24 protein-coding genes are annotated in these 21,854 nt (G+C 68.1%); 8 read left to right on the top strand and 16 right to left on the bottom strand.

The annotated features are described in order from the left end of the window. Positions 1–39 precede the first annotated feature (39 nt). Positions 40–1,347 carry a DEAD/DEAH box helicase gene (locus CDOO_RS03610; RefSeq protein ID WP_018021112.1) on the top strand — a complete coding sequence of 436 codons (1,308 nt, stop codon included), beginning with the start codon at positions 40–42 and terminating at the stop codon, positions 1,345–1,347. Continuing rightward, positions 1,347–2,600, top strand: a complete 1,254-nt coding sequence (locus CDOO_RS03605; protein ID WP_018021113.1) for an Rv3212 family protein — start codon at positions 1,347–1,349, stop codon at positions 2,598–2,600. Before CDOO_RS03610 ends, CDOO_RS03605 begins: the two co-directional genes overlap by 1 nt. Here the strand turns inward: CDOO_RS03605 and CDOO_RS03600 are convergent. Further along, entirely contained in the window at positions 2,588–3,013 is a 426-nt protein-coding gene (locus CDOO_RS03600; protein ID WP_018021114.1) for a hypothetical protein, read from the bottom strand. The two genes, CDOO_RS03605 and CDOO_RS03600, sit on opposite strands and share 13 nt — an antisense overlap. A 501-nt stretch (positions 3,014–3,514) precedes the next feature. Between CDOO_RS03600 and CDOO_RS03595 the strand changes: the two genes are divergently transcribed. Both CDOO_RS03595 and CDOO_RS14490 read left to right on the top strand, forming a co-directional pair. Further along, positions 3,515–3,775 (top strand): WhiB family transcriptional regulator, encoded by a 261-nt coding sequence (locus CDOO_RS03595; protein WP_018021115.1) that lies wholly within the window; start codon positions 3,515–3,517, stop codon positions 3,773–3,775. 98 nt (positions 3,776–3,873) lie between these two features. After that, positions 3,874–3,948, top strand: coding sequence for a 50S ribosomal protein bL37 (locus CDOO_RS14490; RefSeq protein WP_096877815.1), 75 nt, complete (start codon positions 3,874–3,876; stop codon positions 3,946–3,948). Positions 3,949–4,022: 74 nt separating this feature from the next. Here CDOO_RS14490 and CDOO_RS03590 read toward each other — a convergent pair whose 3' ends face one another. From CDOO_RS03590 to CDOO_RS03580, 3 genes are read right to left on the bottom strand one after another with little or no spacing between them, the layout of a single operon-like run. Beyond that, positions 4,023–4,277, bottom strand: coding sequence for a zf-HC2 domain-containing protein (locus CDOO_RS03590; protein WP_018021116.1), 255 nt, complete (start codon positions 4,275–4,277; stop codon positions 4,023–4,025). Further along, the gene (locus tag CDOO_RS03585; protein ID WP_018021117.1) at positions 4,278–4,895 is read right to left on the bottom strand and encodes a sigma-70 family RNA polymerase sigma factor; all 618 of its coding nucleotides are present in this window, start codon (positions 4,893–4,895) and stop codon (positions 4,278–4,280) included. Then, positions 4,892–5,572, bottom strand: a complete 681-nt coding sequence (locus CDOO_RS03580; RefSeq protein ID WP_018021118.1) for an SOS response-associated peptidase — start codon at positions 5,570–5,572, stop codon at positions 4,892–4,894. Before CDOO_RS03580 ends, CDOO_RS03585 begins: the two co-directional genes overlap by 4 nt. Before the next feature lie 19 nt (positions 5,573–5,591). Between CDOO_RS03580 and aroA the strand changes: the two genes are divergently transcribed. Continuing rightward, complete coding sequence (aroA, locus tag CDOO_RS03575) at positions 5,592–6,848, top strand: 3-phosphoshikimate 1-carboxyvinyltransferase (RefSeq protein ID WP_018021119.1); 1,257 nt, start codon at positions 5,592–5,594, stop codon at positions 6,846–6,848. After that, a complete protein-coding gene (rsgA, locus tag CDOO_RS03570) occupies positions 6,841–7,857 on the top strand; it encodes a ribosome small subunit-dependent GTPase A (protein WP_018021120.1) in 1,017 nt (338 codons plus the stop codon). The genes aroA and rsgA overlap by 8 nt, the downstream gene beginning before the upstream one ends. A 1-nt stretch (position 7,858) precedes the next feature. Here rsgA and CDOO_RS03565 read toward each other — a convergent pair whose 3' ends face one another. Continuing rightward, positions 7,859–8,362 (bottom strand): DUF6912 family protein, encoded by a 504-nt coding sequence (locus tag CDOO_RS03565; protein WP_018021121.1) that lies wholly within the window; start codon positions 8,360–8,362, stop codon positions 7,859–7,861. 2 nt (positions 8,363–8,364) lie between these two features. Continuing rightward, positions 8,365–8,775: an HAD-IA family hydrolase gene (locus tag CDOO_RS03560; RefSeq protein ID WP_018021122.1), complete on the bottom strand. Its 411-nt coding sequence runs from the start codon at positions 8,773–8,775 to the stop codon at positions 8,365–8,367. Positions 8,776–8,878: 103 nt separating this feature from the next. Between CDOO_RS03560 and CDOO_RS03555 the strand changes: the two genes are divergently transcribed. Then, positions 8,879–9,277, top strand: a complete 399-nt coding sequence (locus CDOO_RS03555; RefSeq protein ID WP_052098073.1) for a hypothetical protein — start codon at positions 8,879–8,881, stop codon at positions 9,275–9,277. A 10-nt stretch (positions 9,278–9,287) separates the two neighbouring features. Here the strand turns inward: CDOO_RS03555 and secA are convergent, their stop codons facing one another. From secA to CDOO_RS03510, 9 genes are all read right to left on the bottom strand, one after another. Continuing rightward, positions 9,288–11,837: a preprotein translocase subunit SecA gene (gene secA, locus CDOO_RS03550; protein WP_026159244.1), complete on the bottom strand. Its 2,550-nt coding sequence runs from the start codon at positions 11,835–11,837 to the stop codon at positions 9,288–9,290. Between the two features lie 128 nt (positions 11,838–11,965). Continuing rightward, positions 11,966–12,646: a ribosome hibernation-promoting factor, HPF/YfiA family gene (hpf, locus tag CDOO_RS03545; RefSeq protein WP_018021125.1), complete on the bottom strand. Its 681-nt coding sequence runs from the start codon at positions 12,644–12,646 to the stop codon at positions 11,966–11,968. Between the two features lie 105 nt (positions 12,647–12,751). After that, positions 12,752–13,282 carry a ComF family protein gene (locus CDOO_RS03540; RefSeq protein ID WP_245616240.1) on the bottom strand — a complete coding sequence of 177 codons (531 nt, stop codon included), beginning with the start codon at positions 13,280–13,282 and terminating at the stop codon, positions 12,752–12,754. Between the two features lie 75 nt (positions 13,283–13,357). Beyond that, positions 13,358–15,079 (bottom strand): LpqB family beta-propeller domain-containing protein, encoded by a 1,722-nt coding sequence (locus CDOO_RS03535; RefSeq protein ID WP_018021127.1) that lies wholly within the window; start codon positions 15,077–15,079, stop codon positions 13,358–13,360. Beyond that, entirely contained in the window at positions 15,076–16,554 is a 1,479-nt protein-coding gene (gene mtrB / locus CDOO_RS03530; RefSeq protein ID WP_020384549.1) for an MtrAB system histidine kinase MtrB, read from the bottom strand. Before mtrB ends, CDOO_RS03535 begins: the two co-directional genes overlap by 4 nt. Before the next feature lie 104 nt (positions 16,555–16,658). Then, positions 16,659–17,342, bottom strand: coding sequence for an MtrAB system response regulator MtrA (gene mtrA, locus CDOO_RS03525; RefSeq protein WP_018021129.1), 684 nt, complete (start codon positions 17,340–17,342; stop codon positions 16,659–16,661). Between the two features lie 32 nt (positions 17,343–17,374). Further along, positions 17,375–17,974, bottom strand: a complete 600-nt coding sequence (locus CDOO_RS03520; RefSeq protein ID WP_018021130.1) for a dTMP kinase — start codon at positions 17,972–17,974, stop codon at positions 17,375–17,377. Beyond that, positions 17,974–19,413 (bottom strand): adenosylhomocysteinase, encoded by a 1,440-nt coding sequence (gene ahcY, locus CDOO_RS03515; RefSeq protein ID WP_018021131.1) that lies wholly within the window; start codon positions 19,411–19,413, stop codon positions 17,974–17,976. The genes CDOO_RS03520 and ahcY overlap by 1 nt, the downstream gene beginning before the upstream one ends. An 88-nt stretch (positions 19,414–19,501) precedes the next feature. Then, positions 19,502–19,855 (bottom strand): DUF4259 domain-containing protein, encoded by a 354-nt coding sequence (locus CDOO_RS03510; RefSeq protein ID WP_018021132.1) that lies wholly within the window; start codon positions 19,853–19,855, stop codon positions 19,502–19,504. Positions 19,856–20,005: 150 nt separating this feature from the next. Between CDOO_RS03510 and CDOO_RS03505 the strand changes: the two genes are divergently transcribed. After that, positions 20,006–20,674, top strand: coding sequence for a hypothetical protein (locus tag CDOO_RS03505; RefSeq protein WP_155861280.1), 669 nt, complete (start codon positions 20,006–20,008; stop codon positions 20,672–20,674). Here the strand turns inward: CDOO_RS03505 and manA are convergent. Further along, positions 20,671–21,837, bottom strand: coding sequence for a mannose-6-phosphate isomerase, class I (gene manA / locus CDOO_RS03500; protein WP_018021134.1), 1,167 nt, complete (start codon positions 21,835–21,837; stop codon positions 20,671–20,673). The two genes, CDOO_RS03505 and manA, sit on opposite strands and share 4 nt — an antisense overlap. Positions 21,838–21,854: the final 17 nt, after the last annotated feature.

The raw sequence follows: 21,854 nt of genomic DNA, 5'->3' as shown, positions 1-21,854 counted from the left end.
TGCAAGGGAATGGCCCCATACTAGGCACGTACCGATACGATGGGCCGCGTGTCAGCTGATAGTTCTCTACAGGCGAACAATCCCCCGTCCCCGCCGACGTTCGCCTCACTCGGCGTCGCGGCAGAAATCTGCGAGGCCCTGGGCGAGGCCGGGATCACCCACACCTTCGCCATCCAGGAACTCACGCTCCCCCTTGCCCTCGACGGCAAGGACCTCATCGGCCAGGCCCGCACCGGCATGGGCAAGACCCTCGGGTTCGGAGTCCCCCTCCTCGACCGGGTCTTCGACGACGCCGCGGTCGCGGAACTCGACGGCACCCCCCGCGCGCTCGTCGTGGTACCCACCCGTGAGCTCGCCGTGCAGGTGGGCGTCGACCTCACCCTGGCCGCCGCGAAGACCCCGGTGCGGGTGACCACTATCTACGGCGGTCGACCCTACGAGGAGCAGATCGCCACCCTCAACGACGGCATCGACGTCGTCGTGGGAACCCCGGGCCGCCTCCTTGACCTGCACCAACGCGGGGACCTGCTGCTGGACAGGGTGGCCGTGCTTGTTCTCGACGAGGCGGACGAGATGCTGGACATGGGTTTCCTCCCCGACATCGAGACGCTGCTGTCGGCCCTGACCCACGAGCATCAGACCATGCTGTTCTCCGCCACCATGCCCGGTCCGATCCTGGCGCTCGCGCGGACCTTCCTGCATAAACCCGTGCACATCCGGGCGGAAGATCCCGGGGCATCGGCCACACACGCGTCCACGCGGCAGGTCGTGTTCAAATCGCACCGGATGGACAAGGAGACGGTCGTCGCCAAGCTCCTGCAGGCGCGCGGCCGCGGACGCACCATCATCTTCGTGCGCACGAAACGCACGGCCGCCGATCTGGTGACAGAGCTCTCCCGGCGCGGGTTTGTCGTCGGGGCCGTGCACGGCGACCTCGGGCAGGGCACGCGGGAGAAGGCGCTGACCGAATTCCGGCAGGGCACGACGGAGATCCTCGTGGCCACCGACGTGGCGGCGCGCGGCATCGACGTGGACGACGTCACCCATGTCATCAACTACCAGACCCCCGACGACCCGCAGACGTACGTGCACCGCATCGGTCGCACCGGGCGGGCCGGCAACTCGGGCACCGCCGTCACCCTCGTGGGTTACGACGAGCTGGCCAAGTGGAAGGCCATCGACGAGGAACTCGGCCTGGACACGCCGGAGCCCCCCGAGTGGTTCTCCACCTCTCCCGAGTTTTTTGCCGCGCTGGACATCGATCCCGATGTCGAGGGAACCGTCGGGCCCGCCCGCGAGGTGGCGGAGAGCACCACGAGCGGTCCGGGCAGAGGCAGGCGGCGCTGATGTCGCCCGCTCCCCTGCGTCGGCGGCCCGCGGATCTCCTCGCCACCGCCGCGCTCACGACCCTCGCGGCCGTGGCCGTCGGCGGCGCGTGGTTCACCGCTCCGGCGGGCTCCGCGCACCTGGACACCGCCGAGGAGCCCTCCCTGCAGCAGCCCGACATGACGGCGATTCCCGAGCAGCTCACCGAGGTGTTCTCGGCCGAGGCCACTGCTCTTCCGGGCGTGTACCGGCCCGTCGTCGATGCAGGCCTGGTCTTCACCCATGACACCCACACGGTCCGCGCCCTGGATGGCACCGGGCAGCAGCGGTGGAGTTACTCCCGCGAGGACCGGGAGATCTGTTCGCTGGGCCAGGCCTGGGACAAGGTGGTGGTGACCTACCGCTCCGGCGTCGGCTGCGGTGACGTCGTCGCGCTGCGTTCCTCCGACGGCCGGTACTCCGGTACGCGGAGCTCGGTCAACGACGAGGAGCCCTTCCAGCTGACCTCCAACGACCGGGTCGGGATTGTCGGTCCGACGCGGCTCGATCTCTGGCGGTCGGACCTGGTGCGCACGGTCGAGTACGGCGAGGTTGAGGCCAAGCAGGAGCCGGGGCTCCAGCCACACGAGGACTGCGAGATCACCTCGGCACTGACCCGCACCGAACTGCTCGCGGTGACGGAGATCTGCCCGGAGACTCCGGAGAACGAGGGGCACGCCACCCTCCGGCTGATGGACGCCACCCCGGAGGAATCCCGCACGCCCGAGATCCATGCCTCGGTGGAGCTGCCCTCCCCCGAAGCGCGGCTGGTCGCGGTCGGGCAGGATTCCGCCGCGGTCTACTCCCCCGGTGAGACAACCGAGCTGGTGGCCTTCGACCGGAAGGGCAAGGAGCTGTCCCGCTCGGCCATTTCGCCGTCGCCGCTTCTCGACGACGCCGAGGGAGTCTTCCTCCCCCCGGCGGCGGATCTACCCCACCACATGACGTGGTTCGACGGCTCCCGCCTCTACCTGCTCAAACCTGACACCCTCGAGGTGACCTCCGTCATTGAGGGCGTTCTGGGAACCGGCGTGGATGTCGGCGAGCGGGCGCTAGTGCCGGTCCCGGAGGGCATCGCGGTGGTCGACTGGGTCACGGGGCAGACGGAGCGGGTGATCCCGGTCGACCGGACGGGCTATCAGGGCCCGGTGCACCTGGCGGCGACCGGGGACATCCTGGTGGAGTCCCGCGGCGAGACCGTGGTCGGGCTCGGCGCCGCCGGTCAGCGTCCGTAGTTCGCGGCGATCCACTCCGTGGAGCGCGGGTGCAGCATGAACACCAGCGCGGCCGCCGCGAGAATTCCGGTGCCGATGCCGGCCAGCACCATGCCCTCGCTCATCATGTACCAGGCGACGGGCAGGAGCAGGACCCCCATCATGACGATGGGGCTGCGCCCCCAGTTTCCGCCGCGGAGCAGGTTGACCGCCCCGGCGAGGACGACCCCGAAGAGGATGAAGATGAAGATCGCGGTCCCGGTGCCGATCCACTGCGCGGCCGCGGCGTCGGACTCGATCGTGTCGGAGACGTCGCTGGTGAGGTCCGCGTAGATGAGGTAGAACGCCATGCCGAACGCGACCAGTACCTGGAGGAGCGCGGCGCCGGCGCCGAGTCGGATGGTCGTGGGGACGGTCTGCGCAGAAGAGTTCACGGACGGGAAGTCTATTCCCCCAAGGCGCGCCAGCGTGGATCACACCCTCCGGGGTGTAGGGCAATTTGACCAAACATGTCGGTCGGTGATTCCGATTCTTTCGACATCCCTGCAGGTCAACGAAGTCGGATTCTCGCCTACTTCGGAGCGCCCCACCCTCAAAGGGTAGACACACCCGCGCCGCAGAGTGTGAATTGGAACACAAAAGACACGTTATCCCTAGCGGGATCGACCCCTTCGTGACATTATTCTCGGGTAGCAAAAACAACAGGCTGATGAATCGGCCACTAACTCCCAGACACCACGGAGTTAACTCCATATGAACGGCGATTCGTCGCCCAAGCGCACAGGCCTCGTACACCTCCGTGCCCACGTATGGCCCTTCCTTTTGCACGGCCTGCCCCAACCAGGGGCTGTCCGTACACGGTGCGCACAACATCAACCGCGAGACACCCCCGCACGCGCTCATCAGCGCGAGACGTATTAGAAGGAGAATTCACCATGGATTGGCGCCACGAAGCAATCTGCCGCGACGAGGACCCCGAGCTGTTCTTCCCGGTCGGCAACTCCGGCCCGGCACTCAGCCAGATCGCCCAGGCCAAGCTGGTCTGCAACCGCTGCCCCGTCACCTCCCAGTGCCTGAAGTGGGCACTCGAGACCGGTCAGGACGCCGGCGTCTGGGGCGGCCTCAGTGAGGAGGAGCGCCGCGCCCTCAAGCGTGCGAACAAGCGCTCCCGCGTCCGCGCCCGCGTTTCCGCCTGATCATCCACACCCCGTAGTTGGGTCTCGGACTGACCGCCCACTAGAGTTGGGGAGACGTTATTTGTCCCTGATTCAGGCCGGATAGAAGGAGAAACACCATGAGCAAGCGTGGCCGCAAGCGCAAGGACCGCCGCAAGAAGGGCGCCAACCACGGAAAGCGCCCCAACTCTTAAGGGTTCAGCACTAGACCTAGAGCGTGGAAAACGCCCGTCGATAAGCGTGAAAATGCTTATCGACGGGCGTTTTTCTACCCTCTGCGGGAGATGCGGATCTGGGTGGTGATGCGCTCCCGCAGGTAACCCGGCGCGGACTCGGTCTGGCAGCACGTCTGGATGATGGTGCGGACCTCGCGTTCGTTGCGCAGGCGCTGCAGGCATTCGGGGCACGCGGCGATCTGCTCGCGGATCTCGCGCGACCTGGCCTCGGAGGTGCCGGAATCCAGGTACTCGCAGAGGAGCGCCTGCACTTCTTCGGCGCTGCAACGGCACGGCTGGCTGTCCATCTACGACTCCTTCTTCACGTCTGCGACCATGTCCGGGTGGGACAGGCCGATCCCCTGGTCCCTGGCTACGTCCTTCAACAACTCACGCAGCTGTTTTCTTCCCCGGTGAAGCCGGCTCATCACGGTTCCCAGCGGGGTGTCCATGATCTCGGCGATCTCCTTGTAGGCCAGTCCCTCGATGTCCGCGTAGTAGACCACCATGCGGTAGTCGTCCGAGAGCTGGTTCATCGCCTCGCTGATCCGGCCGTTGGGCATGTTCTGCAGCGCCTCGACCTCCGCGGAGCGCAGGCCCGTCGAATCGTGCGAGCTCGTGGTGTAGAGCTGGTAGTCGGTGATCTCCTCCGTCGGGGTCTGCGCCGGCTGGCGCTGCTTCTTCCGGTACGTGTTGATGTACGTGTTGGTCATGATCCGGTAGAGCCAGGCCTTGAGGTTGGTCCCCTCCTTGAAGGAGCCGAAGGCCTTGAAGGCCTTGAGGTAGGTCTCCTGCAGGAGATCCTCCGCGTCCTGGGGGTTGCGGGTCATGCGCAGGGCGCCGCCGTAGAGCTGGTCGAGCAGCGGCAGCGCCTCCTCCTCGAAGCGGGCCTCGAGGCGCTGAGCGGTGTCCGTCATGGCCGTCATTGTATCGGGGCCCCGCCGCCGATCAGTTCCGGGTAGTCGTTGCGGGTGTTGCCCACGGCCTTGTCGGCCTTTCGCCAGCTCAGCGATTCCCGTAGGGACTGCGGCGCCGGGTGGAGCAGCTCGGCGGCCTCGTCCGGGGTGCCCTCGCACCACTGCCGGATCTCGTCCCGGGTGAGGAACCTGGGCAGGCGGTGGTGCAGCCAGTCGATGGGTTCGGCGGACTCGGTGGTGATCATCGTCGAGGACAGCTGGTCCAGGCCCGTGGACCACAGGGCCGCCGCCCAGAGCATCTCCCCCTCCGGCGGGGTGACAAAGTACGGGGTCTTGCCCTCGTCGGTGGTGTGCCATTCGTAGTAGCCGTCCAGTGGCATGACCGCCCGGCCGTTCTTGAACGCGTCACGGAAGCTGGGTTTCTCGCGCACGGTCTCGGCTCGCGCGTTGAACAGCGGCGGGCCCTTCTCGTCCTTCTTCCAGTGCGGCAGCAGCGCCCAGCGGGCGGCGTCGACCTGGGCGCGGGCGCCGTCGAGACGCACGAGCGCCACCTGGGTGGTGGGCGCGATGTTGTAGCGCTCCGGGGGCGTGCCGTCGGGCGCGAGGGTCTCCTCGACGCCGGGAAGGGTGCCCACCTGTCGCAGGAGGGCCTCGCCGGTGGTGAACATGACAAAGCGTCCGCACATAGCACCTATTATGTACCCCATGACCGATTTCTGGACCGCTCCCCCCGCTCGCCGCCCCATTGACGGATCGCAGGTGGTCCCCGGTTCCAAGTCCATCACCAACCGCGCGTTTGTCCTCGCGGCCGTGGCCTCCTCGCCGTCGACCATCACGGGAGCCCTGGTCTCGCGCGACACCGAGCTCATGGCGGGCGCGCTGCGCTCCCTCGGCGCGCAGGTGCGTATCGACGGCCCCGTGGTCACCGTCTCACCCCCGGAGCGCTTCACGGCGGGTGCCATCGACTGCGGGCTCGCGGGCACCGTCATGCGGTTTGTCCCGCCGGTGGCGGCACTCGCGGACGGGGACGTGCTTTTCGACGGCGACCCGCAGGCGCGCCTGCGCCCGATGGGCGCCATCCTCGACGGGATGCGCGCGGCCGGCGTCGAGGTTACCGGCGACAGCCTGCCCTTCACCGTGCACGGTCGCGGCGTCCCCACGGGCGGCGTGGTGGAGGTCGACGCGTCGGGTTCCTCGCAGTTCGTCTCCGGGCTGCTTCTCTCCGCCTCCCGGTTCCGCGACGGGCTCACCGTCCGCCACGTTGGCGCCTCGCTGCCGAGCGCGCCGCACATCGCCATGACGGTGGACATGCTGCGCGCGGCCGGCGCAACGGTCACCACCGGCGACGGCGAGTGGAGCGTCGCTCCCGGCGCGCTCCCCGGCCGGGACTGGATCATCGAGCCCGACCTGTCCAACGCCACCCCCTTCCTCGCCGCGGCGGCCGTCACCGGCGGCTCGATGCGCATCCCGCACTGGCCGGAGACGACCACGCAGCCGGGCGATGAGATCCGGGAGATCCTCATCGATATGGGGTGCGATGTCTCGCTTGTCGACGACACCCTGCACGTCACCGGCCCGGGTGAGCTGCGCGGCATCACCCGTGACATGGCCTCCGCTGGCGAGCTCGTCCCCACCGTCGCCGCACTCGCCACCCTGGCCACCACGGAGTCGCGGCTCACCGGCATCGCCCACCTGCGCGGCCACGAGACCGACCGCCTGGCGGCGCTCACCACCGAGATCAACCGGCTCGGCGGTGACTGCGAGGAACTCGCCGACGGTGTGCTCATCCGCCCGGCCACCCTGCACGGCGGGCAGTGGCACTCCTACGCGGACCACCGGATGGCCACCGCCGGCGCGATCATCGGACTGGTCACCGACGGTGTCGAGGTCGAGGACATCGACACCACCGCCAAGACCCTCCCGGGTTTCGCCGACATGTGGACGGACATGATCCATGGCTAGGGCGGCCCGGGCAGGCAGGACCTACGACGAGTCCGACATCCGGGTGCGCCCGGGCAAGGGCACCCGCCCGCGCACCAAGGACCGGCCCGCCCACGACGACGCCGAGTTCGGCATGGTGGTGACCAAGGACCGCGGCCGCTGGGGAGTGGTGCTCGACAGCGCCCACGAGGCGATCGTATGCATGCGCGCCCGCGAGCTCGGCCGGACGTCGATCGAGGTGGGCGACCGCGTCGGGGTCGTCGGCGACACCTCCGGGCGGGCGGGGTCGCTGGCGCGCATCGTCAAACGCGAGGACCGCACCTCGGTGCTGCACCGCACCGCCGACGACACCGATCCCTACGAGCGCACGGTCGTGGCCAACGCCGATCAGCTGCTCATCGTCTCCGCGGTGGCGGACCCGCCGCCGCGCTCCGGCTTCGTCGAGCGTGCGCTGGTGGCGGCATTCGTGGGCAACGTCCACCCGATTCTCTGCCTGACCAAGTCGGATCTCACCGACCCGACCCCCTTCGCCGAGGAGTTCACCGACCTCGACGTCACGGTGGTCATCGCCGGCGTCGACGACCCCCTGGACGAGGTGCGCGCGATCATCGACGGCCACGTCACCGCCCTAATCGGCCACAGTGGCGTGGGCAAGTCCACGCTGGTGAACCGGCTGGTTCCGGACGCACACCGGGAGACCGGCGTCGTCTCGGGCGTGGGCAAGGGCCGGCACACCTCGACCCAGTCGGTGGCGCTGCGGCTGCCGGGGGATGCCGGGTGGATCATCGACACCCCGGGCATCCGCTCCTTCGGGCTCGCGCACGTCAGCCCCGGCGATGTCCTCGGTGTGTTCGACGACCTGGCCGCGGCGGTCGAGGCCTGCCCGCGTGGCTGTTCCCACCTCGGCCCGCCGGCCGACCCGGAGTGCGCCCTCGACGAGATTGACCCGGATTCGGCCACCGGGCGGCGGGTTGTCGCCGTGCGTAAGCTGCTTTTCGCGCTGCGCAGCAACAACGAGTGGGAGATGTGACCTAGAGCAGGTCCACGAGGAAGGGCAGCTCGCTGGGGTCGTAGAACGCCATGTAATTGTCCTGGGCGTCGCCGACGATCAGCTCGGCGTCCTCGTCCCCGAGATCGGAGGCGTCGATGTTCTCGATGGCCTTCGCCGTCGCCTCCTCCGCCTCCGCCACATCGACGTGCAGCGCGGCGACCTGCTCCGTGGTGATCTTCGCCGGCTGCAGCTTGACCACGGACTCGACCATGTCAGGGTCGGGCTTGACGGCGCTGTCCTCAACGTCGGCGGAGATGACCACCCGGCGGTGCGGGAACTGCTCATCGCCGATGGCCAGCAGTCTGATGGAGGCCTCGGCCGCATCGTCGAAGGCCACGGCCTCCAACTCCTCCTCGTCCCCGGCGGTGTAGAACTCGCGTAACGACGGCGTCACCGCGAAAGCCCAGCCGTTGCGTGCGGCGACCCGTCCGGTGTCGCACAGCTCGACGAGCATGCCGAAGGTGGCGGGCAGGTAGACACGCACGCCTAGAACTCACCCTCGATATCGAAGATGGACTGCACTTCCACGGTCGTGCGTTCAAACGCCGTGTGCAGGAGGCCGACCATTCCGGCCTCCACCGCTGCACGCACGTTGTGGATGTTGTCGTCCACCATGACGCAGTCGCTCAGCGGCAGGGCCACGGCGTCTGCGGCGGCGCGGAAGGCCGCCTCATCGGGCTTCTCCGCTCCGACCTCACCGGAGAGGACAACCGCGTGGACGATCCCGTTGTACTCCCACTCGCGGATGGGCTCCGCGCCCGGGCCGCCGGCGTCGTTGGACAGGATCGCGGTCTGTACGTCGTGCTCCTTCACGGCGGCAAACAGTTTGCGCCACCGCTCCTGGTCTTCCGTGGGTCCGTCCAGGACGCCTACGTAATCGACGATCAGTCCTCGCATAAAAGAAATTCCTCCGGGGTCGGTGGGGGTTGACGTTTTGTGCCACAATGATACCCACCCCGAGCGCATCCGCCCCATCTACCGATGGGAGCAGGCCCTTTCCATGCTGGTTCCGATTCCGGGCATGTCCATGCTCAAATTCGTCGTACCGGATCCCCACCCACCCGCCGTCGATCCCCCGCCGCCGGACGCGGAGGTGCGGCGGCTGGCCCACGCGCTGATCCAGAAGGCGCTCGACGTCGCCTGCGGCATGCGGCCGATGGTGCAGCTCGATCGCCGCCGTTTCGCCCGCCCGGTGCACGTGCACCTCGCCGCCCGTCTCCGCGGCAGCGACCTGCGCGGGCCGGTGGCCGTCCGGTCGCTGCACCTCGCCCCGGGTACGGGAGGGCCGGAGGGACTCGAGGTCTACGGGACCGCGGTGTGCGCGGCCACGACCATCGGTTACACGGCCCGGCTCTCCACCGACTGGCCGGGCCGGCTACTCAGCTTCCGGGTGCTGTGAGCGGCCGGGGTCAGGCCTGGACCGTGGGAGCCGGCTGCTGGTCCTGCTGCTGGAACTGCTTGCGCAGCAGGAACAGCTGGCGGATGGTCTCTTCCTTGACGCCGTCGTTCATGGCGCGGAAGAGGTCGCCGCCCTCCTTCTGGTACTCCACTAGGGGATCGCGCTGGGCCATCGCACGCAGGCCGATGCCCTCCTTGAGGTAGTCCATCTCGTAGAGGTGCTCGCGCCACTTGGTGTCGATGATCGGCAGGATGACCTGGCGCTCGACGTTGCGCATCTGCGACTCGCCGCCGACGGCGGAGACCCGCTCCTCGAGCTCGTCGTAGGCCTTGTTCGCGTCGTCGCGCAGGGCCTCACCTAGCTGGACGGCGGTGAGCTCGCCGGGCGAACCGTAGGTGGAGCCGTCGATAAGCTCCTGGTACCCGAACGAGGGACCGTAGAGGGAGTCGAGCGCGTTCCAGAGCTCGTCCAGGTTCCAGTCCTCGACATAACCCTCGGCGGTGGCGCCGTCGACGTAGGCGTCGATGGTCTGGTCGATCATCGTGCGCACGTTGTTCTTCAGGTCCGCGGACTCGAGGATGGAGCGGCGCTCGCGGTAGACGACCTTGCGCTGCTCGTTGAGCACCTCGTCGTACTTGAGCACGTTCTTGCGCATCTCGAAGTTCTGGCCCTCCACCTGCGACTGCGCGCCACGGATGGAGTTGGAGACCATCTTCGACTCGATGGGCACGTCGTCGGGGACGTTGAGGCGGTTCATCATCTGCTCCATCGTCTGTCCGACGAAACGCACCATGAGCTCGTCGCGCATGGAGAGGTAGAAGCGGGTCTCGCCGGCGTCACCCTGACGGCCGGAGCGGCCGCGGAGCTGGTTGTCGATGCGCCGGGACTCGTGGCGTTCCGTGCCCAAGACGTAGAGGCCGCCGGCCTCGCGGGCCTGGTCGCCGAGCTTCTGCGAGCGCGCGCGGGCCTTGGGCAGCTCCTCGTCCCAGGCCGCCTGGTAACGCTCCTCGTCCTCGAAGGGGTCGAGCCCCTTCTCCTTGAGACGGGCGTCGAGCAGGACCTCCGGGTTGCCGCCGAGCACGATGTCCGTACCACGGCCGGCCATGTTGGTGGCCACGGTGACGGCGCCGGGCAGGCCGGCGGAGGCGATGATGCGCCCCTCCTCCTCGTGGTACTTAGCGTTGAGCACCTTGTGGTCGATGCCGCGCTTCTTCAGCAGCGTGGAGAGGTACTCCGAGCGCTCCACCGAGGTGGTGCCCACGAGGACGGGCTGGCCGGCCTCGACGTGTTCGGCGATGTCATCGACGACGGCGGAGAACTTGGCCTCCTGCGTCTTGTAAATGATGTCCGAGTGGTCCTTGCGCTGGTTGTCCTTGTTCGTGGGGATGGCCACCACGTCGAGGCCGTAGATGGAGTTGAGCTCCGCGGCCTCGGTCTCGGCGGTACCCGTCATGCCCGCGAGCTTGTCGTACATGCGGAAGTAGTTCTGCAAGGTGACGGTGGCGAGGGTCTGGTTCTCGTTCTTGATCTCCACACCCTCCTTCGCCTCGATGGCCTGGTGCATGCCCTCGTTGTACCGGCGGCCCTTGAGGATGCGGCCGGTGAAACTGTCGACGATCTGCACCTCGCCCTCGCGGACGATGTAGTCCTTGTCGCGGGTGAACAGCTCCTTCGCCTTGAGGGAGTTGTTGAGGTAGGAGACGAGCTGCGAGTGCTCCGGCGCGTAGAGGTTGTCGATGCCCAGCTGGTCCTCGACGAATTCCACGCCCTCCTCCAGCACGCCGACGGTGCGCTTGCGCTGGTCCACCTCATAGTGCTTGTCGGGGCGCATGCGCGGCGCGAGCTGGGAGAACACGGTGTAGAACTTCGAGGAGCCGTCAACGGGCCCGGAGATGATGAGCGGGGTCCTCGCCTCGTCGATGAGGATGGAGTCCACCTCGTCGACGATGGCGTAGTGGTGCCCGCGCTGGACGATGTCATTCAGCGAGCGGGTCATGTTGTCGCGCAGGTAGTCGAAACCCAGCTCATTGTTGGTGCCGTAGGTGATGTCCGCGGCGTAGGCGGCCTTACGCTCCTTGGGGCTGAGCTCGGCGGTGATGACACCGACCTCGAGGCCGAGGAAGCGGTGCACGCGGCCCATCATCTCGGCGTCACGCTTGGCCAGGTAGTCGTTGACGGTGACGATGTGGACGTTTTCACCGGTCAGCGCGTTGAGGTAGGCCGGCAGGATCGAGGTGAGGGTTTTGCCCTCACCGGTCTTCATCTCGGCGACGGAGCCGAAGTGCAGCGCGGCGCCGCCCATGACCTGGACCTTGAAGTGCTTCTGACCGAGCACCCGCCAGGCAGCTTCGCGGGCGGTGGCGAAGGCGTCGAGGAGAATGTCGTTGAGGCCCTCCCCCTCGGCGAGGCGGGCGCGGAACTCCGCGGTCTTCGCCTTCAGCTCTGCGTCGGTGAGCGCGGTGTACTCGTCCTCGAGGGCGAGAACCTGATCGGCCATCTTGTCGTACCGTTTGACGGTACGGCCTTCACCGGCTCTGAGCAGCCTGGAAAGTCCAAACACAGCGACTACGTCCTTACGTCCTAAGCGACAATAAAACAGTTCAGGGTGAGATTGTACGCCCAGCGCGACGCCGCCTGCCCATTCGGGCGGGCGGCGTCGCGGCTTCAGAATCGACGTGCTCGGGCGAGTCAGGACTCGACGTCAGCCTCAGCCTCAGCCTCAGTGAGCGCGATGAGTCCGTAGTCGAACGCGTGTCGGCGGTAGACCACCGACGGGCGCGAGCTCTCCTCGTCGATGAAGAGGAAGAAGTCGTGTCCGACCAGCTCCATTTCGCTGAGGGCCTCGTCCACGCTCATCGGGGTGGCCGGGTGCTCCTTGGTGCGCACGACCTGCCCGGGCACGACGTCCTCGACCGTGCCCTCGTAGGGGTCGACGTCGTACTTGCCCTGCGGCTGCTGGACCTCGTTCTCCCCGGACAGCTCGGCCGCGACCTCGCCGGCGCTCTTCGGGGCGCGGTGCCCGGACTTGGCCTGGGCGCGGCGGGCCTTGACCTTGCGCAGCGAGCGCTCCATCTTGCCCAGCGCGACCTCGAGGGCGGCGTAGAAGCTGTCCTCCTTGGCCTCAGCACGGGCGATGTGGCCCTTGCCGGTGGCGGTGATCTGCAGCCGGTCGGTGCGGTCGCCGCGGGCGGGGTTGTTCTCGTGCTGCAGTTCGACGTGGAAGAACGTCAGGGTGGGATCCAGCTTCTCGATCTTCGCCAGCTTCGAGTTCACCCGGTCCGCGAAGTGCTCGGGTACCTCGACGTTGCGCCCGGTGATGGTCACCTGGGTCTCCGGTCGGAGCGTGTTTGTGGTCTCAGCAGTGGTCATTGTCCTGCCTTCCCTTCCTATCCTGCAACGGTGCCGCCCCTGCGGTGGAGCGTGTGACCCCAGTATACATCTGCCGGTAACCATGATGCGGGTCACTGTTAACGCTCAAGCTGCGGCGACCACCAGCGCGGCCTGCACCGTCGCCCCGGCGATGAGGAGCCGCTCCACCGACGCCGCCAGCGTCGCCCCGGTGGTGACCACGTCGTCCACCAGCACCACCGGGGAGCCCGGAGCCGCGCGGTGCAGCCGGACCCGGCCGGCCATGTTTGCCCGCCTGCCGGACGCCCCGAGCCCGGTCTGATCAGCGGTGGCGGGGTCGAGGCGCAGCAGGTCCACCGCGGGCAACCCGGAAGAGTGGCAGAAGGCCGACACCGGGTCTCCCCCGCGCAGCCGCGCGGACCGCTGGCGGGTGGGCGCGGGGACGAGCACCACGTCGTGGGTCAGCTCCCCCGCCGCCTGCAGGTGCCGCACCCCGGCGCCGATGACGGCTCCCACCAGCCGGCGCACCGCCAGGTTCCCCCGTTCCTTGGCCGCGAGGATCACCCCGCGGTGCGCCTCGGCGTAGGGCCCGAGCGCGAAGACGGGGACATGCGTATCGACGACCGTGTCCACCCTCCGCGGAACCGCAGCGAGCACCTCCCGACACCGCGGGCATAGCACGGTTCCCGCCACGGCGCACCCGGCGCATGCCCGGGGCAGGAGGAGTTCCACCTAGTTGGCCACGATCGGGGCGGAGCGCACGCCCCGCAGGCCGGGGATGTCGCGCCAGGACGATCCCGTGGAGATGCCGTCCGCGGACAGCTGCCGCATGGCCATGCCGTCGGTGGCGTAGACCGTCGACGGGCTGGCCGCCACGGCGACGACGGGAGCGACGATGTTGCTGGCGGGCAGCGGGGTGACCACCGATCCGTCCAGCTCGACACGCCAGACGGGGGTGTCGGGGTTTGCGGTGCCGACGACCAGCGAGCCGTCCGGGTTCCACTCCACCGCGAGCGAGGATCCGTCGAGCTCGACGGCGTATTCCTCGACGTTGACGATGGCCGGCACGTCGTTGCTCTGTGTGGCGACGATCCCGACGAAGAGCCGGCCCTCGCTGAGCATGGCCACCCGCGCTCCGGAGGGCGACACCTGGAGCTCCGACATGTGCCGGTTCTCCTCGGAGAGCTGGCTGGTGTCCACCTCCGACTCGACGAACTCACCGGACGCGGTGGACTGGGACACCCGCACGACGGTGTCCCCGCCCGTGACCGTCCAGATGCCGCTGCTGGGCCGGCCGAAGCTCGGCCGGGTGAGGGAGTCGGCCCGCAGGATCTCCTGCATCTGCCCGTCGACCCGGCCGACGAGGAGCGCCATTTCGTTGCCCTGCCTGCGCACCGCGGCGGCGGCACCCTCGGAGGTGATGTCCGCCGCGGCGATGTCGCCCATGGTGCCCAGCTGCCCCTCGACCGGGGAGGCCTCGGACGCGACCACGGATAGGACCCGCCCTTCGGTGAGCGCGTACAGTGGGGCGACCTTGGTGGTGGCCAGGCGCGGGTTGAGGTCGGCGAAGTCCTCGGTGGTCAGTTCCTCGTAGCCGTCCGCCACCGGGGCATCGTCGAGCGCGACCGGGTACGGGCCGGGTAGGCCGGCGTAGGACAGCGTCCAGGTGAGCTGGGCGCCGAAGCGCAGCCGCTCGTCTGCATCGAAGTCCTGGAATCCCGTGAACGTGTACACGCCGTTGTTGTACCCGGAGAAGGCGTGCCCGGACGCGGAGGCGTCCGCCGTGGCGGTGGCCGGGGCGATCTTCTCCGACGGGCCCTCCATGAGCATGGAGATGAGCACGGTGTCGAGGCTCTGGTCGCGGCTGGAGTACACCCACCGGCGGTCCGGGATGAGGGTCCGGCCGTTGGAGTTGTAGAAGAACAGGTCGTGGGGTTCGTAGTGGTTGAGCAGCTCGGTGCGCTCGATGACGATCTCCTCCGGCAGGGAGGAGACGCGCCACTGGCCGTCGACACGTGTCATGACGATGGTGGCCTCGTAGGCCGCATTATCGGTCTCGTAGGCGCCGCCGTCCGACAGCCGGCCGACGAGCCGGCCGCGGATGGTGAAGGCACGTTCGTTGGCGTCGCCGCCGGCCGTGGCGGTGATGTTGAGGCGGTCGACGATGAGCGGGCCGTTCCCCGGGTTCCACTGCCCGTTGGCGTCGGCGGTGAGATAGGACCGCGCGGCGGCGTAATCGGACACCGGGTGCGCCGAGGCCACGTAGAAGTCCCGGAGCAGCAGATCCGCCTCGGCGTCCGGCTCGGGCCCCATCTCGGTGGGCATCTCCGTCGCGGCGTCGAAGGTGCGCAGCGCCTGCGGGGCGTTGTTGGTGGGCAGCGTGGCACACGAGGTGAGCAGCACCATGGTCGCCGCGACCGAGGTGGCCGCGAGCAGTCGTCGGGGGAAGATCATTCCTGTGCCTCCTGCAGGTCGAGGGCGGGGTGATCCACGGGGAGGCCGGGTTCGCGGGGCAGGACCAGGCGAAACTGGGAGCCCACGCCGAGCGTGCCCGCGGCGTCGAGGAAACCGCCGTGCAGCGCCGCGTCCTCCTGCGCGATGGCCAGGCCCAGGCCGGTGCCGCCGGAATGGCGTTTGCGGGAGGCGTCGGCACGCCAGAAGCGGTTGAACACCAGCCCCTCCTGTCCCGGTTTGAGCCCGACCCCGTGGTCCGTGACCGTGACGGCCACGGTGTCCTCGTTGTCGTTGATGCAGATCTCCACGGGGTTGGACTCCGAGTGGTCGATGGCGTTGGCCAGCAGGTTGCGCAGGATGCGCTCGACCCGGCGGGGGTCGCCGACGAAACACACGGGCTCGTCTCGGATGTCGAAACGAACGGGGACGTCGAGCTCCGCCGCGAGGCGCTCGGTCTGCTCCCACGCCGCGCGTACGCACTGGGAGAGGTCGATGCGCGCCGCAGCGAGGTCGGCGACACCGGCGTCGTGACGCGAGATCTCCAGCAGGTCCGCCAGCAGCATCTCGAAGCGGTCGAGCTCACGCATCATCAGCTCCGTGGCGCGCTTGGTGTGCGGCTCGAAGTCCTCGGAACCGGCGTCGATGAGGTCGGCCGCCATGCGCACCGTGGTCAGCGGGGTGCGCAGCTCGTGGGAAACGTCCGAGGTGAACTGACGCTGCAGGTCGCCGTACTCCTCCAGCTGATGAATCTGGTGGGAGAGTTTGTCGGCCATGTCATTGAAACTCCAGGCCAGCCGGGCCATCTCGTCCTCGCCGTTGACGGCCATGCGCTCGCGCAGGTGACCGGCGGCCAGACGCTGCGCGATGCGCGAGGCCGAACGCACGGGAGCGGTCACCTGCTGGGTGGCCAGCCACACCACGGCCACGAGCAGCACGATGACCACGCCGGCGGCAAGCGCAAGCAGGCCGCGCATGATGGCGAGGGTCTGCTCCTCCGACTCCATGGACATGACCAGGTACAGCTGCAGGCCGGGGATGTCGGAGTCCGTGGGGGTGCCGATGATCAGCGCGTTGTAGCGGGAACCGTCGGCCCGCTCCGTCTCCGCGAACTGGTAGGACACCTGCCCCTCGGTGACGTAGCGCTGCAGCCCCTCGGGGATGCGGAAGTTGTCCGGCGAGGTCACGGCTGAGCCGTCCTCCTGGGACACGTAGAGCACGGGTTCGTAACCCGCGGACGCGCCGGCACCGGGGGAGACCTGTGACAGCGCCGCGCGGGCGGAGTTCAGCCGGCTCTCCAGGGAGGTGTTGGTGGCGGTGGAGTCGATCTGTTCCTGCACGACCACGCGGGCGCGGTCGATCTCACTGTCCGCGACGTCGAGGCGCGCGTCGACGAGGCGCTGGGAGAAGATGCTGGCCAGGGCGAACCCCAGCAGCAGCATGACGATCGCCGACACAGCGAAGATGGAGCCGATCACCCGCACCTGGAGCGACGTGCGCCAGGCCTCGGAGACCGTCTCCCTGAGTCGACGTATCCAGTTGATGATGGTGTTGTCCGCTTCTCTCTGTCCCGCTCAGATTCCTAGACCGTCTTGCCGGTCTTGTACCCCACGCCACGGACGGTGAGCACGACCTGCGGCTCATCCGGGTCCTTCTCCACCTTGGCGCGCAGGCGCTGGACGTGGACGTTGACCAGCCGGGTGTCGGAGGCGTGGCGGTAACCCCACACGTTCTCCAGCAGCTCCTCGCGGGTGTGCACCTGACCGGGCTTGCGGGCCAGCTGCAGTAGCAGATCGAATTCCAGCGGGGTGAGCGAGATCTCCTCGGTGCCGCGCTTGACGGAGTGCGCGGGCACGTCGATGGTGAGGTCGCCGATGCGCAGGAGTTCGGCGGAGCCGGAGTCGTCGCCGCGGCGCAGGCGCGCGCGGATCCGGGCCACCAGCTCCTTCGGCTTGAAGGGTTTGGTGATGTAGTCGTCCGCGCCGGACTCCAGGCCGAGGACGACATCCACCGTGTCCGTCTTGGCGGTGAGCATGACGATGGGCACCGAGGACTCCTGCCGGATCGCCTTGCAGATATCCACGCCGTTCATCCCCGGGAGCATGAGGTCCAGCAGGATGAGGTCCGGCTGGTGGTCGCGGAACTTCTGCACGGCCTCGCCGCCGTCGATGACCGGGACGGGCTCGAAGCCCTCGGACTCGAGGACGATGGTGAGCATCTCCGAGATGGCGGGGTCGTCATCGACGACGAGGATGGTCGGTGCCATGGCAAACGCCCTAACTAAGTAAGTCTGTTTTTCTATAACGTCCTGATTCTAGCCAGGATCTCCGCAGAATCGTCAGTCATCACCCACGGCGAGTGCCAGGAGCGCTGGGCTAGCTCCACGTAGGCGTCGAAGGTGCGCTGCTGGAGCCCGCCGTCACGTTCGTAGGCGTCGCGCGCCCGGGAGGCGTCCGCGGCTTCCCGGCGCCGCGCCCGCTCCGCCGCCTCGTCCGGGTCGGTGGACAGCAGCACCTGCAGGTCCGGCTCGGGCAGCCCCAGGCGCCCGAACTCCAGCTCCGCCACCCAGTCCACGATCCCCTCGTCTCGCGTGCGCGCCCAGGAATAGGCCGCGTTGGAGGCGACATAACGGTCGAGGATCAGCACGTCCCGGGAATCCCGGAATCGACGTAGCTTATCGACGGCCCCTGCCCGGTCGAGCGCGAACAGAGTGGCCATGCCGTAGGCGGAGTCCGTGAGATCACCCATCTTCCCGTGCAGCGCGTCTGCTGCGAGGGAGGCGTGGACGGAGTCGTCGTAACGCGGAAACGCCAGCACGTCGGCGCCGGTCTCTTTTCGCACCGCCGTGACCAGGGTGTTTTTGCCGGCGCCGTCGATGCCCTCTACGGCGATGATCATCAGTAGCGGTAGTGCTCGGGTTTGAACGGACCGGCGACGTCGACGCCGATGTAGTCCGCCTGCTCCTTGGTCAGCTCGGTGAGCTTGCCGCCCAAGGCCTCAAGGTGGATGCGGGCGACTTTCTCGTCGAGGTGCTTGGGCAGGCGGTAGACCTCGTTGTCGTACTCGTTGTGTTTGGTGAACAGCTCGATCTGGGCGATCGTCTGGTCGGCGAAGGAGTTGGACATGACAAAGCTGGGGTGGCCGGTGGCGTTGCCCAGGTTGAGCAGCCGGCCCTCGGACAGCACGATGATGGCGCGGCCGTTCGGCAGGGTGAACTCGTCCACCTGCGGCTTGATGGTCACCCGGGTGACGTCGTCGCGGTGCAGCAGCGAGGCCATGTCGATCTCGTTGTCGAAGTGGCCGATGTTGCCCAGCACGGCGTGGTCCTTCATCTGCTGCATGTGCTCGAAGGAGATGATGTCCTTGTTGCCGGTGGCGGTGATAACGATGTCCGCCTGGCCGATGAAGTCCTCGACGGTGACGACATCAAAGCCGTCCATCTTCGCCTGCAGGGCGTTGATGGGGTCGACCTCAGTGACGGCCACGTTGGCACCCTGGCCGTCGAGAGCCTCGGCCACGCCCTTGCCCACGTCGCCGTAGCCACAGACCAGGGCCTTCTTGCCGCCGATGAGCATGTCGGTTCCGCGGTTGAGACCGTCGATGACGGAGTGGCGGGTGCCGTAGCGGTTGTCGAACTTGGACTTGGTCACCGCGTCGTTGACGTTCATCGCTGGGAAGGGCAGCGTGCCCTCCTGCGCGAAGTGGTAGAGGCGGTGCACGCCCGTGGTGGTCTCCTCGGTGACACCCTGGACGGACTCCGCGATGGCGGTCCACTTGTTCTTCTCGGTCTCCAGGACCTCACGGAGCATGTTGAAGAACGCGACCTCCTCGTCGGAGTCGGACTCCTGCGCCGGCGGCACGGCCCCGGCCTGCTCGAACTCACGGCCCTTGATCACGGCCATGGTGGCGTCGCCGCCGTCGTCGAGAATCATGTTGGGGGTGGTGTCACCCCAGGTGAAGATCTGGTTGAGGCACCACCAGTACTCGTCCAGGCTCTCGCCCTTCCAGGCGAAGACGGGGACACCCTGCGGGTTCTCCGGGGTGCCGTCCTTGCCGACGACCACGGCGGCCGCCGCGGAATCCTCGGTGGAGAAGATGTTGCAGGACGCCCAGCGCACCTCGGCTCCGAGGGCGGTGAGGGTCTCGATGAGCACCGCGGTCTGCGTGGTCATGTGGATCGACCCGGCGATGCGTGCCCCGGCCAGCGGCTGCTCATCGGCGTATTCGGCGCGCAGGGCCATGAGGCCGGGCATCTCGTGCTCGGCGAGGCGGATCTGGTGCCGGCCGGATTCGTGGAGAGAAAGGTCGGCGACCTTGAAGTCGAATTGCTGCGCCATGGTCGGGTGCACTCCTAATCGGGGAAACGTTGACAATCAGCGTCCCACTCTAGCGCGCGGGCTCCCGGGCGAGCGTCAGCGCGAGTGCCTAGGTGAGGGCCTCGGTGAACTGGTCGAGGTCGGCATCGGTGTCGACACCCTCCAGCAGCTCGGCGGCGGCGGCGTTGAGCTCCTCATCGCCCGAGCCCACCAGCGCACGGATGTACGGGTAGGACTCGGCGACCTCGCCGGCGGAGAAGGGTGCTCCGGCCCAGATGGCCGCGATGGTGGCGGCGGCCAGGCCGTTCTGGCGGTCCTCCTCGGAGGCGCCGGGCTGTTTCACCACGAGCAGGCAGGCGTCGCGGATGGCCTCCACAATGTCGTCATCGTCCAGCTCCGCCAGGTCGTCGAGAAAATCGACGTTGGCCTCTTCCGCAAAGATGCTCGCGTCCCACGTGCCCATGTTGTCTCTCCTTGAATCCTCGGTATCACTTCGACTGCCCCCACTTTGACGGCCCGCCCGTAACTATGTGGGCCTCCCCGCATTGTTCTGCTATGTTGTTACCGAGTTGTGATCATTTAGTCAATACGTACAGGGACGCGGTTTAAGTCAGTGAATCCGGAAACACGCAGAGTTACCGTCTTCGTGGTCGTGGGCCTCTCGGCAGCGGTGCTCATCGCCTTCTTATTCTGGCGCGCCGGATCTCCCTCCCCCACCCCCGTGGCGCAGTCCGCCCCCGCCACTGAGGCGACGGACACCCGGAGCTCCGGAACCGTGCGGGAGTCCGCTTCCGAGGTGAGCCCCTCGCCGGCGCCCGCCACGGACGCCTCCTCCGATTCGCGTGAGTTTGTCGCGCCCGCGGAGAACGATCCGTTCCTCGCCCCCAACGCGGTGGCACAGGCACCCGGTGGCGTGGCCCCATCGTCGGTGTACCGCCCGCGCAACGTCGGCGAACAGCCGCGCCTGCACCAGGATGAACCGACGGTTCTCACCCCGTCGCAGTCCCCGGCCCCCAGCTCCTCCGGGACCGAACCCTCCCCGTCCGGGTCCTCCGCCCCGGAGACCACCCCGCAGTCGCCGGCCACCCCGTCCCAGACGCCCACACCGACCCCGCAGCTGCCGACCCTGCCCGGCACCCCCTCGGTGCCCACGCAGATTCCCGTGCCGTCGGAGCAGGCACCCGTCGAGCCTGCCCCGGCCAATCCCGCGCCGGAGGAGGAACTGCACGTTCCCCAGCCGGCGGGTTCCGGCTTCTGGCCGACCTTCCCCTGGTGGCGCTAGACCGTCACCACAAACACCTGGGCGCCCGCGTCGCCGGCCTGCAGAGATACCGCCGGGTCCGCGGCCGGGATCCACAGCGAACCTCCCGCGGACACCCCCGAGACCGCTCCGCTGGTGCACAGCACAATGGCGGGGCCATCTTCGTCGATACGCAGCTGCTCCCCCGCCGCCAGCCGGTGAGTGCGGACCTGAAACTCCTCAGCCGGGTCGAGCACGGTGCCGGCGCTGTCGTGCCCGACCCGGGGGTCGGCGGTCTCGGTGAAGCGCAGCACGCGCACGAGCTCGGGCACGTCGACGTACTTGGAGGTCAGGCCGCCACGCAGGACATTGTCCGAGTTGGCCATGATCTCCACGCCGAGGCCGTGGACGTAGGCGTGCAGCTGGCCGGCGGGCGTGTACATCGACTCCCCCGGCGCAAGGATGACGTGGTTGAGCAGGAGCGCGCCGAGCACGCCGACGTCTCCCGGGTACCGCTCGTTGAGCTCGATGACCACGCGGAGTGCGTCGGAGATCCAGTCCCCCCGATCGACGTGGTGGACCGCGCTATCGATGATCGCCTCGATGAGCGCTTCCCGGGTGATGGCGGGGATCGTGATCCACGTGGTGAAAAGCGCGCGGAGGTTGCCGTTCTCCCCCTCGCCGCCGAACTCTGAACCGAGGATGGATCCGTAGTGGTCGAGCGCCGGGCAGTCGAGCACCGCGAACAACTCCCGGGTCTGATCCACCGGGCGGAATCCGGACAGGGCGCTGAACTCCGTCAACGCGACGATGACCTCGGGTTTGTGGTTGTCGTCGCGATAGTTGCGCTCGGAGGCGCTGAGGTCGATACCCAGGGCGTTCTCCCGGGCGAATCCCTCCCGCGCCTGCTCGATGGAGGGGTGCGCCTGCAGGCTCAGCGGTTCGCCGGCGGCGAGCAGCTTCACCAGGAAGGGCAACCGGTCGCCGAAGCGCGCCCGGACGCGGGGGCCGAGCGCAGCCTCGGGGTCGGCGGCGATGAGCTCATCCAGCGGGCGTCCGTCGATGGTCGCCGGGGCGGCGGGATGCGCCCCGAACCACATCTCGGCCTCGGGCCGGTCCGTCGGACTCTCGGCCCCCCGGAGCTTGGCAAGCATGGTGCGGGAGCCCCAGGGGTAGTTGCGAATGACGCCGTTGAGCTGCTGCATCGTGGGTGAATTTTCCT

The sequence above is a fragment of the Corynebacterium doosanense CAU 212 = DSM 45436 genome (genome assembly GCF_000767055.1).
In the GTDB taxonomy this organism is placed as follows: Bacteria; Actinomycetota; Actinomycetes; order Mycobacteriales; family Mycobacteriaceae; genus Corynebacterium; species Corynebacterium doosanense.
The sequence above is the reverse complement of the archived record's forward strand: the minus strand, read 5'-3'. Positions and strand labels throughout refer to the sequence as shown.